Source organism: Paenibacillus allorhizosphaerae, assembly GCF_042659105.1.
GTDB lineage: Bacteria > Bacillota > Bacilli > Paenibacillales > NBRC-103111 > Paenibacillus_G > Paenibacillus_G allorhizosphaerae.
Genome location: NZ_JBHSRV010000005.1, coordinates 402,856 through 416,829 on the forward strand (window position 1 = coordinate 402,856; position 13,974 = coordinate 416,829).

Here is a 13,974-nt window from a genome sequence, read left to right on the forward strand (position 1 = left end):
TTGTTAAAATGTAAATCACAGTATGTAAGTCTAATCTGGAGGTGCTCGAGGGTGAGACCGAGCAAACAAAAGGTGCGACGCTTGCCGCTGCTTCCGCTCAGGGGGCTGCTGGTGTATCCGAGTATGGTGCTGCCTTTGGATGTGGGGCGCGAAAAGTCCGTACGGGCACTGGATAAGGCTATGGTCGACGACAGCATGATCCTGCTTTGTTCGCAGTCCGAAGTGAACATAGAGGAGCCCCGGACAGAGGATATATACCGGATCGGCACGATCGCCAAAGTAAAACAAATGCTCAAGCTGCCGAACGGAACGATCCGCGTGCTCGTTGAAGGCGTGACCCGCGCGGAAATAACCGAGTTCCTCGATAACGACGAATATTATGAAGTGAATGTTAAGGAGCTGCCCGAGCAGGAAACGACGGACCCGGAAATCGACGCCTTGATGCGAACGGTGCTGAACCAGTTCGAGCATTATATCAATCTTTCGAAGAAAGTGACGCCGGAGACGCTCGCCGCCGTATCGGATATCGATGAGCCGGGCCGACTGGCCGACGTCATCTGCAGTCATTTATCATTAAAAATCAAGGATAAGCAAGAAATACTCGAAACCGTCGATGTGCGGCAGCGGCTCGAAAAGCTGCTTGGCATCTTGAACAACGAGCGGGAAGTGCTTGAGCTCGAACGCAAAATTAGCCAGCGCGTCAAGAAGCAAATGGAAAAGACGCAAAAGGAATATTATTTGCGCGAGCAGATGAAGGCGATTCAGAAGGAACTCGGGGACAAAGAAGGCCGCGCGGGTGAAGTCGACGAGCTGCGCAACCAGTTGGCGGAAGCGAACGTGCCGGAGAAGGTCAAGGAAAAAATCGAGAAAGAAATCGACCGGCTGGAGAAAATGCCGTCCACCTCCGCTGAAGGCTCCGTTATTCGCAACTACATCGATTGGCTGCTGGCGCTGCCGTGGTCGGTGCAAGCGGCGGACGACCTGGATATCAAGAAGGCCGAGGAGATTTTAAACGCGGATCATTACGGGCTGGAAAAGCCGAAAGAACGCGTACTCGAATATTTGGCCGTGCAGCAGCTGGTCAAAAAAATGAAAGGGCCGATCCTGTGCCTTGTAGGCCCGCCGGGAGTAGGGAAAACGTCCATTGCCCGGTCGATCGCCAGATCGCTCGGACGCGAATTCGTTCGCATTTCGCTCGGCGGCGTCCGGGATGAAGCGGAGATAAGGGGACACCGCCGAACGTATGTCGGCGCCATGCCCGGTCGGATCATTCAAGGGATGAAAACAGCGGGCTCCAACAACCCGGTCTTTTTGCTCGACGAAATCGACAAGATGGCCATGGATTTCCGCGGAGACCCGGCATCCGCTCTGCTCGAAGTGCTTGACCCGGAGCAAAACAGCACCTTCAGCGATCATTACGTTGAATTGCCGTTCGATTTGTCGAACGTGATGTTCGTCACAACCGCCAACGCGGTCCATAATATTCCGCGCCCGCTGCTCGACCGGATGGAAGTGCTCTATATTCCGGGCTATACCGAGATTGAGAAGCTGCACATTGCGCGCAATTATTTGCTGCCCAAGCAAAAGCGCGAGCACGGCCTAAGCGAAGAGCAATTGGTCGTGGAAGAAAATGCGTTGATGAGTACGGTCAGGGAATATACGCGCGAAGCCGGCGTACGGAACCTGGAGCAGCAGCTTTCTTCCATTTGCCGTAAGGCTGCGAAGCAAATTGTCGGCGGAACGTCCATCGTTACCGTTTCGACGGATAATTTGAAAGATTTCCTCGGCGCTCCCAAGTTTCGTTTCGGCATGGCCGAGGAGCGCGATCAGGTAGGCGCCGTTACCGGCCTGGCTTGGACGGAAGTCGGTGGCGATACACTGGTCATTGAAGTAACGGTGATGCCGGGGAACGGCAAGCTGACGCTTACGGGCAAGCTCGGAGATGTGATGAAGGAATCTGCGCAGGCGGCGTTTAGCTACACCCGTTCGAGGGCGCAGCAATTAAATATCCAACCCGACTTTCATGAGAAGTTCGACATTCATATTCATATCCCTGAAGGCGCCATCCCGAAAGACGGTCCTTCCGCGGGAATCACGATGGGCACCGCGCTCATTTCGGCGTTGACGAACATCCCGGTTTCCCGCCATGTCGCAATGACAGGCGAGATCACGCTCCGCGGCCGCGTGCTTCCGATCGGCGGCTTGAAGGAGAAGAGCATGGCCGCCCATCGCGCCGGAATTCGTACGGTGATCCTGCCGAAAGATAACGAGAAGGACATAGAAGAAGTCCCTGAAAGCGTACGCCGCGAGCTTACGTTCATCCCGGTAGCGCATATGGACGAAGTGTTGGAACATGCGCTGATCAAGCCGGTAGGGGTATAATTTTAACTTTTTAAAGTGCCTTTGTGCGAAGCATAGGCGGAACGCAGAAGAATTCAGTGAAGATTTATCTTTTTAAAGTGACCTTTGTACGAAGTATAGGCGGAACGCAGAAGAATTCAGTGAAGATTTATCTTTATAAAGCGCCTTTGTGCGAAGTATAGGCGGAACGCAGAAGATTTCAGCGAAGATTTATCTTTTTAAAGCGCCTTTGTGCGAAGCACGGGCGGAACGCAGAAGATTTCAGCGAAGATTTATCTTTTTAAAGTGACCTTTGTACGAAGTACAACGGAACGCAAAAAGATAAATCGGAGCATTAGAAAAGAGTGAAAGCATGAAGGTCAATCAGGCTGAATTTGTTATCAGCGCGGTTGGTCCGAATCAGTATCCTGAAGGCGCCTTGCCGGAGATTGCTCTGGCAGGGCGTTCGAATGTCGGGAAGTCTTCGCTGATTAATCGGATGATCGGCCGCAAAAATTTGGCGCGGACGAGCTCCAAGCCAGGCAAAACACAGCAATTGAACTATTATCGAATTAATTCGGATTTATTTTTCGTCGATTTGCCCGGTTACGGCTATGCGCAAGTATCGAAAACCGAGCGTCAAAAATGGGGCAAGTTCATAGAACAGTATTTGCTGGAACGAGAGCATTTGAAGCTTGTGCTGCATGTCATCGACCTTCGCCATCCGCCAACCAAGGACGACCAGGCGATGTACGATTGGCTTCGGCATAACGGGGTTCCTTGTTGTGTCGTTGTGACGAAGGCCGATAAAATTCCGAAGGGAAAATGGCAACAGCATATGAAGATTGTGCGGGAGACGCTTGAGATGGATAAGGCGGATCCGATGGTGTTGTTTTCTTCCGAGCTTGGCGTCGGCAAGGATGAACTGTGGCAAATGATTGAGCAGCGGATCGGCTATCATGATTCGGCTGCTGAAACCAATAGCGAAGCGTAAGACGAACCCGCGGATGGAGACATCGCGGGTTATTGCGCGTTTATTAAAGTTTCGATTTTACCCCAAACTTGGGACGAAGCTCATTTTTATCAAGCTCTTCCGAATTCCTAAGGGAACCGCGGAACATCGTAAGGGAAACCGAGTTTTTTTATAGTTCGTGCCGCCTTCTGAGGGGAAAACGCGAAATTTTCTGAATTCCCGGCGAAATTCAAGGTCTGTGCGGCAGGAATATTAAATATTTATGTAGTATAATGTATATAGAGCAAGAGAATAAGGCTGAAGCTTCAAGGTTCGAAAAAAATGAATCGAGGGATTTTTATGGCAATGAGGTTAGCGACTGAATATGTCAAAACCTGCCTGCAATTAACGGAGGCCGAGATGGCCGTGTTTACGCAAATGTTCGTCGACCATGAGGCCTCTCTGCAAGTGAAAGTGTTTGAAAACGGGAATCAGGAAATCGGTTTTCGGAGCGAGTCCGGCCAAGAAATCGCCCTCTCGTTCGAAAAACAAGCAAATCTGTACGTATGCCAAGGAACATGCCGCTTAACCGACAACAAGCTTGTCAACTTGATGCGCAAAGCAGTCTCCACATTCAAAGGAGATGCCGTCGTGCATCGCATCTATTCGGCCTATACGATGGTTTACACGTACAAACAAGGAACCGTAGTGAAGATCGTGGAACATTCCGATGCCGGAGACAAGGTTGTGTTTGAGTACAAAAACACGATCGGCCAGCTCGAGCAAATGTTCCATAAGAACGAAGTGGAGCAAGAAATTAACCGCATCAAAGCGCAAGTGAATTCCTTGCTCGATTTGAGAAATGCTATGCAAGAACCCGCCATAAGCGAACAAATCGACGAGCGGCTGCAGAAGCTGACGCATCGGTTGTTTGTACTCGAAGCTTAATATATATTGTATACTTGGCGTAAAGAGCTTGCCCGACTTCTGCTGTAGAAGCGAGGCAAGCTTTTTTGTGTGTATTTTTATGCGAGGGTATGCATGTGGCGATCGGACAAAACCGTTCATTTTTATAGCACCACGCATACACATTAGACAAGTGTTTTACATATTTTGTTGTTGTGCTGCTGCCCTTGGGAGGAAACGATTGCCTGCCCAAAAAAAACTGTTGCATTTCTGTTCAATAGATGTTATTTTTAATCTCGTTGAAAACAAAATAGGAACCAGGATTCACTCAGGACATTGTATGTTGCGAGAGATTATTCCCTCGAGAAGTGAATGACGTAGGTCCTAGCGGATGAAATTTTCAAAACATTTTATTCCTAGGAAGGGGGAACCGAAAGATGGAATACTCAACTTTCGGAAGACACGTAGCTGTAGACACTTGGGGAGTCGACTTTGATCTTCTCAACAATGCAGAATGGTTACAAGCGCAAATGGTAGAAGCTGCTGAGGTTTGTGGAGCAACGGTATTGTCTGTGCAGTCCAAGCAATTCGAACCACAAGGAGCAACAGTATTGGTGCTTCTTTCGGAAAGTCATCTCTCCATTCATACGTATCCTGAGAAAGGCTTTGCGGCGCTCGACTGCTATACTTGCGGCGAAACGGTGGACCCTCAACTGGCAATCGAACATATGCTGTCCGTGTTGAAGCCGGAGGTTACGCATGCGAAGAAACTGGTTCGCGGTATGGGTGAATTGCAAGTGGAATCGCCGGTATTGAAGCAAGCTCAATTAGTAAAATAACAATAGCTAATATATGATAGCCACGGAGAAATCCGTGGTTATTTCTTTTGTTCGCCCCCCATACAATCTCAACGTAGGGCTTGTATCGGATAAGGGGGGCTGACGCATGAGGAAGCTGAAGAAGAAACTGTGGATCTATGGGATCGTGGCGATATTGATCGGATGGCCCTTGGTTCAGATGATCGGGATGCTGACGCACGAGAAGCCGCAGGAAAAAGCGGAGAAGCTGCTTTATCAAGTTTCTTTCTTTCAAATGGAGCTGCTCGGCAGCTATTTGACGGAGAGCGCAAAAGCAACCAATACCGGGGCCTTAAATGCGCTTCGGCAGGCCGTCTATTCCGCTCAATTCGTGCATCAGCACCTGACGATGGCCTACGGCTCAAACGAGCTATCGAAGCTGGAGTCGTTATCGCAGCTATTGCAATACATGATGCGCCTCCAAATCGGCGCGAGCCGCCCGTTAAAATCGGATGAACAGCAGTTGTTCATGGATATCAATATGCAGTTTGCCGACATCTACGACGCTTACAGCAAGCTGATGTCGTCCCGCGGCGACGTCGTCGGCTCACAGAACGACCGGCTCGTAAAAGCCGATAAAGCGATCTCCGATTTGCTGAGGAAGAAGCTATTGCAGTAGGGTATATTCTCGCGTATTTCGGCGGAAAATAAGGGAAATGGAAGAGAATGACTGTTGCATTCGTCCGTTCGTGATCCTGGTCACACCACGGTTCGTGAGCATATGGTATGGTAGTAAGGAAGCGGATAGTGAAGATGAAGTTTGCTGGGCCGCTCCCATACCGCAGCAGTAATTCACAGCACGGGCCGGGGTGCAGGGGGCGACGAGCCCCATGGGGGCCTTAATGCTTCCGATGCTGGTTTTGCTAAAGCAAAACCTTTAGGGGGACTTAGGGGGATGGAAACCGGGGGCTATCCAAGAAGGGGTTGCCAAGGGGAAGCCTCTTGCCCACCCTTCCTTGTAAAAAAACTTTCATAAATTATGTCGAGAATGCTCGGTTTTCATGATATAATAAAATGAATTTATGAGGAGGAGGCAGGTGAACCAGATGCAAATCGTCGTGGCCGGCTTGAATTACCGAACATCACCGGTATCTATCAGAGAAAAATTTACATTCGCCGAAGGGGATTTGGCGCTGGCGCTAAAAGAGCTCAAGGAAACGACGAGCGTGATGGAGTGCGTCATCGTGGGCACCTGCAACCGGACGGAACTTTATGCTGTAGTTGACCGCCAGCAGTTGTGCGGGCACTATTTGCGCGGATTTTTCGAGAAGTGGTTCAATGTGCCGAGAGAGCAGTTCAATAAGCATCTTTACGTATATGAGAATGAAGAAGCGATTAAGCATTTATTCCGGGTGACAAGCGGCCTTGACTCGATGGTCATCGGCGAAACGCAAATTCTCGGGCAAGTACGGGACGCTTTTTTGCTGTCGCAAAGTGAAAAGACGACGGGGATTATTTTCAATACGCTGTTCAAACAGGCGATAACGTTAGCGAAGCGTGCGCATTTCGAGACGGGTATCGGAGAAAATCCGGTTTCGGTCAGCTATGCGGCCGTCGAACTCGGTAAGCGGATTTTCGGCACATACGAGCACAAGAAAGTGCTTATTATCGGCGCAGGAAAGATGAGCGAGCTGACGGTGAAACATTTGTATGCAAACGGCGCAGACAAGGTGATCGTCGTAAACCGTACGCTGGGCCGCGCCCAAGAGCTTGCGGAGAAGTTTAACGGCGTCCCCAGTACAATGGACAAGTTGCTGTCGCACTTGGAAGAGGCCGATATCGTCATCAGCTCAACAGGCGCATCCGGCCTAGTACTAACCGCCGAGCAAGTGTCGGGCGTGCTGCAAAAACGCCGTTCGCGCCCGTTGTTTATGATCGACATCGCGGTTCCAAGGGATCTGGATCCGCGCCTTGGCGATATGCCGAATGTGTTCCTGTATGACATCGACAATCTTCAATCGCTTGTCAACAGCCATATTGAAGAACGGCACAAAGCGGCGGTCAAAATCGAAGAGATGATCGCCTCCGAGATGGCCGCTTTCGAGCAGTGGACCAAAACCCTCGGCGTCCGACCGGTCATTCAGGCGCTGCAAAACAAAGCGTCCGCCATTCACGAAGAAACGATGGACAGCTTGATAAAAAAGCTGCCTGACCTGAACGAGCGTGAGCTGAAGGTCATTCACAAGCTGACCAAAAGCATCGTCAACCAAATGCTCCGCGACCCGATTGTCCGCATCAAGGAAATGGCGGCCGAGCGTCACGGGGATGAAGCGCTTGATATGTTTACGAAAATATTCGCTTTGGAAGAGCAGCTTGCGCAGCAAGAGCGGGCGGAGCTCGCGAGGAAGCAGCTCGAGGCCGAAGCCGCGCAAGACCGGATCAAGGAAGAGCTGCTTGCCAAAGTGAGAGCCGGCGCCGCGCCTGCTGACGCTTTGGCCAAAGCTTAAGCGGGGAAGGGAGACCATGGTCACTCAAACCTGGTTGTATGATGCCATCTTGTATATTTACACCCTGAGCCTCCTGTTTTACTTCTCGGACTTTGTCGGTCCGAATCGAAGCGCAAAACGGATGGGGACAGGGTTGCTTTCGTTTGTATGGATTTTGCAAACCGTCTATTTGTTTTTCAGCTTGTATTCGCATACGAGATTGATAGCATTCTCTCGCTTCGAGACGTTGTTTATTTTATCTTGGCTTCTGGTAGCCGTGTCGCTTGTGATTAATCGCTTTTTTCGGATCGAGCTGTTCGTATTTCTGATCAATGTATTCGGGTTTGCCATATTGGCGCTGAACATTTTCAGCAACCCGCAGATGTCTCCGACGCTGGCCTATTGGAAAATAAACGACGAACTGCTGTTTATTCATATCTCGCTCGCCGTAGCAAGCTATGTGGCGTTTGTCGTCTCAGCGATATTCTCCGGCATGTATTTATTTTTGCACCGGATGCTGAAGGAGAAACGCTGGTCGCAGCAAATGCAGCGTCTGCCCAGTTTGGATACAACCGACAAATACGGTTTTTTTTCCGCCGTCATCGGCGTACCGCTGCTGCTGCTTTCGTTATCGCTCGGCATCGTATGGATCGCGCTGGAGGGCGATTTCAATTTGTTTTTCGATCCGAAAGTGTTGAATTCCTGGTTTGTCTTGCTTGCCTATTTCTTTTATGTTTTTCAACGGATGGTGCTTAAAGCGCCCGGCAACCGGCTGGCGCTTTGGAATTTGGCGGCTTTTCTCATTACCTTGCTCAACTTCGTGATGGGCGGCATGTATTCGACGTTTCACCCGTGGGCTTAATTGCAAGGGGGGGTCAAGGTGACCGGCAAACCGAAGACATATTATCCGGTAATGCTTGCACTGAACGACGCGCCGTGCCTCGTGGTCGGCGGCGGGCAAGTAGCCGAGCGCAAAACCGGCGCGCTCCTGGAAGCAGGGGCTCGCGTTACCGCCCTGAGCCCGCGGTTTACGCCGCAGCTGGAAGCGTGGGCGGCGCAGGGGACGGTAGCGGCGCTGCGCTGCCGCTACGAGCCCGGACTGCCCGCGCTGGCGGCGGCGCGGCTCGTATTCGCGGCCACCGACGATGCGTCGGTGAACGCGGCGGTACGCGCCGAGGCCGAAGCGCTCGGCAAGCTCGTGAACGTGGCCGACGATGCCGAGGCCAGCGGATTTATCGTGCCGGCGGCCGTGCGCCGCGGCAGACTGACGCTCGCGGTGTCGACCGCGGGCGCGAGCCCGGCCGTTGCCGCCTTGCTGCGGCGGCAGCTGGAAGAGACGTTCGGCCCGGAATATGGGCCGTATCTGGAACTGCTGCACGAGCTAAGGCTTGCCGTGCAGCGGGAAGTGCCGGACAGCGGCGTCCGGCAGGAGCTGTTCCGCGCGATGCTGGGCTGGGAGCTGCTGCCGCTGCTGCAATGCGCTGAATTTGCCGCGCAGGAACAATTGCGCGACGAATTGCTGCTTCGCGTCAAATCCGACCCTACAACGGAAGGGATTCGCAATATCGGGGAATGGCTCAGGTTAGAATCGTCAAAGAACGGGCTATAATGGATAATTAAGGATCTTAGGTTATGGACAAGGGGTGGACCAGATGCGTAAAATCGTAGTAGGAACAAGACAGAGCGCGCTTGCGCTGACGCAAACCGGACAAGTCATCGATCAACTGAAAGCGTTGTGCATGGAGCACGGCATCGAGGTCGAGTTTGAATTGAAAAAAATCGTAACCAAAGGAGACCGTATTCTCGATGTGACGCTGTCCAAGGTAGGCGGCAAAGGTTTGTTCGTTAAAGAAATTGAACAGGCGCTGTTCGACGGGGAAATCGATTTTGCCGTACATAGCATGAAGGACATGCCTTTTCAATTACCGGAAGGACTGGTCGTGGGGGCGATACCGGAGCGGGAAGATCCGCGCGATTGCCTGATCACGAAAAACGGCGGCGGATTCGACGAGCTGCCTCAAGGCGCAAAACTCGGGACGAGCAGTCTGCGCCGCGCATGTCAACTGCAGCAACAACGTCCCGATCTGAACATCGTGTCCGTGCGGGGCAATATCGATTCACGGATACGCAAGCTGGAAACCGAAGGCCTTGACGCGATTATGCTCGCGGGTGCGGGACTTCACCGAATGGGCTGGAAAGACCGCATCGATGCTTATTTGCCAACGGAGCTTTGCCTGCCTGCTGTCGGACAAGGGGCGCTGTGCATCGAGTGCCGCGGCGACGATGCGTTCGTGCTTGGATTGCTGGCCAAATACCGCCATGAACCGACGACCGTCACCGTTACCGCGGAACGAAGCTTTTTGGGCCGTTTGAACGGAGGCTGTCAAGTCCCGATCGGGGCTTACGCTCAGCTGGCGCAAGACGGGCAAATTACATTGACGGGAATGGTAGGATCTCCGGACGGCAAGCAGATGATAAAAGAAACGATGACCGGAACCGATCCGGAGCAGTTGGGCCTTCACGTGGCAGAAGCTTTGATTGCCAGAGGAGCTTCAGAAATTTTGGCATTAGTCGTCGAATAGGGGAGAGCGGCTTATGAAGAAGGGTGTCGTTTATCTTGTCGGTGCCGGGCCGGGAGACCCGAAGCTGATTACGGTAAGAGGACTGGAAGCGATTCAGCGGGCCGACGTGATCGTATATGATCGTCTCGCCAGTCCGCGTTTGCTTAAGCATATGAAGCCCGGAGCGGACAAAATTTTCGTCGGTAAGCTGCCGGACAAGCACATGATGAAGCAGGAAGAAATTAACCGGCTCCTGGTGGATCTTGCGCTTCAAGGCAAGACCGTGACCCGGCTGAAGGGTGGAGACCCGAGCGTATTCGGGCGCGTCGGTGAAGAGGCGGAATTGCTTGCCGAAAATGATATTCCGTTCGAGATCGTGCCGGGGATTACTTCGGCGATCGCGGTTCCGGCGTATGCGGGCATCCCAGTGACGCATCGAGATTTTACGTCGTCCTTCTCCATCGTGACCGGTCACGAATATAAAAATAAAACGTACTCCAGCGTGAATTGGGATAATTTGGCCCAAGCTTCGGGTACGCTCATCTTTTTAATGGGCGTGGCCAACCTGGAACATATTTGCTCGCAGTTAGCGCAAGGCGGCAAATCGCCGGAAACGCCCGTCGCCTTAATTCGTTGGGGAACCTGGATGGAGCAGGAAACGTTGACGGGCACGCTGGCGGATATTGTGGAAAAGGTGCGGGCGGCTAATTTTCAATCGCCTGCCGTCACGATTGTCGGCGAGGTCGTAAAGCTTCGGGATAAGCTCGCCTGGTTTGAGAAAAAGCCGCTGTTCGGGCGGCGCATTCTCGTTACGCGCGCGCGCAGCCAAGCCAGCGATTTGGTCGCCCAAATCGATGAGCTCGGAGGCGAGGCGATCGAGTTTCCCGTCATCCGCATTCAGCCGCCTAGCGGTGCAGACGCGCAAGCGGCACGCGATGCAGCGATGAAGCGACTGCAGTCGTTCGATTGGATACTGTTCACAAGCGTGAACGGGGTGGAATCGTTCTTTGCGAGGCTGCGCGAGCTGCGCGTAGACATCCGTTCGCTCGCGCAAGCGAGAATCGCCGCAGTCGGGCCCAAAACGGCCGAAGCACTCGAACAGCGCGGATTGCTCGTCGAGACGCTGCCCCCGAAGTTTCAGGCCGATTCGCTATTTGATACGCTGGCCGATGAGCTGCGTCCCGGTCAAAACGTGCTTCTTGCCACAGCGGATATCGCCGGCAAGGAACTGCCGCGGAAACTGAAGGATAGGGGACTCGAAGTCACCAAAATCGATGTATATGAGAATGTGCTCGATGCGGAAGACGCGCCGGAGATTATCGAGCTTTTGAAACAGGGAATGATTCATGACGTTACGTTTACAAGCTCTTCGACAGTAACGAATCTGTTCACGGCATTAAAGGAGCACGGTGAAGATCCGTTAACGCTGTTGTCCGGCTGCAAAATTGCCTGTATCGGACCGATTACGGCACAAACGGTAGAGGAGTCCGGTCTTACGGTCGACTATTTGGCCGCAGAATCGACCATAGCGTCTTTAGTTGCGAGCATGTCTGAACGATAGAGTGAGAAGGGCATCATTCCATTTAGTTCATTTTTACAAATACGAGTGAACCATTTACGATCGGACGTCGATCTGAAGTTTATTACAAACCGACAGGGGGACAATACGATGGTTTTTCCGCTCATACGAAACCGCCGGCTCCGCACGTCGCAAGCGATGCGGAATCTGGTCAGGGAACATGCAGTCACGCTGCATGATTTGATTTATCCGATTTTCGTTACGCACGGCACAGGCGTGAAAGAGGAAATCGCTTCAATGCCCGGCGTTTATCACTTGTCCATGGATCAACTGGAAGCGGAAATTCGCGAAGTGACCGCGCTCGGCATTCAGGCGATCCTTCTTTTCGGGGTTCCGGAGACGAAGGACAGCGAAGGCAGTTCCGCCTATGATCCGAACGGTGTCGTGCAGGAAGCGACTCGTCGCATCAAGGAGTGGGCTCCGGATTTGCTGGTCGTAGCGGATACTTGCCTTTGCCAGTTCACGGATCACGGACACTGCGGCGTCGTACACTACAACGAAGCGAAGAAGCGTGCGGACGTATTGAACGACGCGTCGCTTGAACTGCTGGTGAAGACGGCCGTGTCTCAGGCGGAAGCGGGAGCCGATATTATTGCGCCGTCCAACATGATGGACGGATTTGTATACGCGATTCGTCAAGGGTTGGATGAAGCAGGCTTTGAGCATGTGCCGATTATGTCGTATTCGGTGAAATACGCCTCTGCTTTCTACGGACCTTTCCGGGAAGCGGCGCATTCCGCTCCGCAGTTCGGCGACCGGAAGACGTACCAGATGGACCCGGCCAACGCGCGCGAGGCGGTTCGCGAAGCGGATGCAGACGTGGCGGAAGGAGCCGACATGCTGATGGTCAAACCCGCTATGGCGTACATGGATATTATGCGGACGCTTCGGGATCGATACGATTTGCCGGTCGTCGCTTATAACGTCAGCGCGGAATACTCGATGATCAAGGCGGCTGGGCTTCAAGGCTGGATCGACGAAAAAGCGATCGTTATGGAAACGATGGTCGGTTTCAAACGCGCCGGAGCGGATATGATCATTACGTACTTTGCCAAAGACATTGCCAAATGGCTTAACAATTAAAATTCGGATAATGAAAAAGAGAAAACTCCAGTCCTGCGGGATTGGAGTTTTTTTAAAGCCGGCAACTGGAGATGACTGTCAAACATTTGTCGGAAACTGACGCCTTGATCGGTTGTTACACGCTTCCAAATAGGGCATAATGATAAGTAGATTATGGGAGTATGCGGAAAAGAGGAATCGAAATTATGAGCTATAACGATTTGTTTTTAAGAGCCTGTACAAAGCAAGAGGTCGACATGGTGCCGGTATGGTTTATGCGCCAAGCGGGACGCACCGACCCGGATTACCGTAAAATTAAAGAAAAATACAGCCTGCTCGAAATCAGCAAGCAGCCGGAGCTTGCAGCCGAAGTGACGATGATGCCGGTCAAGAAGCTGGGTGTCGACGCGGCTATTTTATATTCCGATATTATGAATCCGGTTGCGTCGATCGGCATCGATTTCGATATCGTCAAGGACGTCGGTCCGGTCATTCATAATCCGATTCGTTCGACGGATGATGTAAAGAAGCTGAAGCCGATCGATGTCGATAAGGATTTGCCTCATATTATCCGGACGATCGAGCTGCTTGTACAAGAATTGGAAGTGCCGCTAATCACGTTTGCCGGCGCGCCGTTTACGATCGCCAGCTACTTGATTGAAGGCAAGCCGTCGAAAAAACAAGACTATATCCGTACGAAAACGATGATGTACAGTGAACCGGACGTATGGTTCATGCTGATGGATAAGCTCGGCGATATGATCGTCACATACTTGAAGTCTCACATCGCTGCGGGAGCAAAAGCGGTGCAAGTATTCGACAGTTGGGTCGGCGCGTTGTCTCCTGCCGATTATCAAACCTACGTGCTGCCTACGATTCAGCGCATTTTTGCCGAACTGAGTCATCTAAAGCAGCCGAAAATATATTACCCCGGCGTCAGCTCCGGCGAGTTGCTCCCTCATTTGCGCGGCATTCATGCCGATGTAATCGGCTTGGACTGGAAAGTTCCGATTGCCGAAGGCCGTAAACGGTTAGGCTCGCAGTACGCGTTACAGGGCAATTTGGACCCCTTCGTGCTAACGGCGCCGATGCACGTTATTCAACAGCAGGCGAAAGCGATCATCGACGAAGGCATCCAGCAGCCGGGCTATGTGTTCAATTTCGGCCATGGGGTATTCCCCGAGGCATCGATTGATAAGATGAAGGAGCTTACGGCGTTTGTACACGATTACTCCCGCCAGGCGTTGAAAGCCCGCGGAGCATTGACACAGGAAAGTGGTGTGTAACCATG

The 13,974-nt window shown here is 52.2% G+C and carries 12 protein-coding genes; all 12 read left to right on the forward strand.

Annotated elements, in window-relative coordinates; genetic code table 11:
* Positions 1-51: 51 nt before the first annotated feature.
* The 12 genes from lon to hemE all read left to right on the forward strand — a co-directional run bounded on the left by lon (position 52) and on the right by hemE (position 13,969).
* Positions 52-2,382, forward strand: coding sequence for an endopeptidase La (lon, locus tag ACFQI7_RS20860; RefSeq protein WP_218100397.1), 2,331 nt, complete (start codon positions 52-54; stop codon positions 2,380-2,382).
* A gap of 331 nt (positions 2,383-2,713) precedes the next feature.
* Positions 2,714-3,334: a ribosome biogenesis GTP-binding protein YihA/YsxC gene (gene yihA / locus ACFQI7_RS20865; protein ID WP_218100398.1), complete on the forward strand. Its 621-nt coding sequence runs from the start codon at positions 2,714-2,716 to the stop codon at positions 3,332-3,334.
* Between the two features lie 318 nt (positions 3,335-3,652).
* Positions 3,653-4,240: a non-ribosomal peptide synthetase module gene (locus tag ACFQI7_RS20870; RefSeq protein ID WP_218100399.1), complete on the forward strand. Its 588-nt coding sequence runs from the start codon at positions 3,653-3,655 to the stop codon at positions 4,238-4,240.
* 395 nt (positions 4,241-4,635) lie between these two features.
* Positions 4,636-5,037 (forward strand): adenosylmethionine decarboxylase, encoded by a 402-nt coding sequence (gene speD, locus ACFQI7_RS20875; protein WP_218100400.1) that lies wholly within the window; start codon positions 4,636-4,638, stop codon positions 5,035-5,037.
* 106 nt (positions 5,038-5,143) lie between these two features.
* Positions 5,144-5,674 (forward strand): S-adenosylmethionine decarboxylase, encoded by a 531-nt coding sequence (locus ACFQI7_RS20880; RefSeq protein ID WP_218100401.1) that lies wholly within the window; start codon positions 5,144-5,146, stop codon positions 5,672-5,674.
* 427 nt (positions 5,675-6,101) lie between these two features.
* Positions 6,102-7,502 (forward strand): glutamyl-tRNA reductase, encoded by a 1,401-nt coding sequence (hemA, locus tag ACFQI7_RS20885; protein ID WP_218102302.1) that lies wholly within the window; start codon positions 6,102-6,104, stop codon positions 7,500-7,502.
* 16 nt (positions 7,503-7,518) lie between these two features.
* Entirely contained in the window at positions 7,519-8,343 is an 825-nt protein-coding gene (ccsA, locus tag ACFQI7_RS20890) for a cytochrome c biogenesis protein CcsA (protein WP_218102294.1), read from the forward strand.
* Positions 8,344-8,361: 18 nt separating this feature from the next.
* A complete protein-coding gene (locus tag ACFQI7_RS20895; RefSeq protein WP_218102293.1) occupies positions 8,362-9,090 on the forward strand; it encodes a precorrin-2 dehydrogenase/sirohydrochlorin ferrochelatase family protein in 729 nt (242 codons plus the stop codon).
* Between the two features lie 43 nt (positions 9,091-9,133).
* Entirely contained in the window at positions 9,134-10,063 is a 930-nt protein-coding gene (gene hemC / locus ACFQI7_RS20900; RefSeq protein ID WP_218102292.1) for a hydroxymethylbilane synthase, read from the forward strand.
* Positions 10,064-10,076: 13 nt separating this feature from the next.
* Entirely contained in the window at positions 10,077-11,603 is a 1,527-nt protein-coding gene (gene cobA, locus ACFQI7_RS20905; RefSeq protein WP_218102291.1) for a uroporphyrinogen-III C-methyltransferase, read from the forward strand.
* Positions 11,604-11,711: 108 nt separating this feature from the next.
* Complete coding sequence (hemB, locus tag ACFQI7_RS20910) at positions 11,712-12,704, forward strand: porphobilinogen synthase (RefSeq protein WP_218102290.1); 993 nt, start codon at positions 11,712-11,714, stop codon at positions 12,702-12,704.
* A 185-nt stretch (positions 12,705-12,889) separates the two neighbouring features.
* On the forward strand, positions 12,890-13,969 hold the full coding sequence (gene hemE / locus ACFQI7_RS20915; RefSeq protein WP_218102289.1) for a uroporphyrinogen decarboxylase: 1,080 nt from the start codon (positions 12,890-12,892) through the stop codon (positions 13,967-13,969).
* The last annotated feature ends 5 nt before the right edge of the window (positions 13,970-13,974 follow it).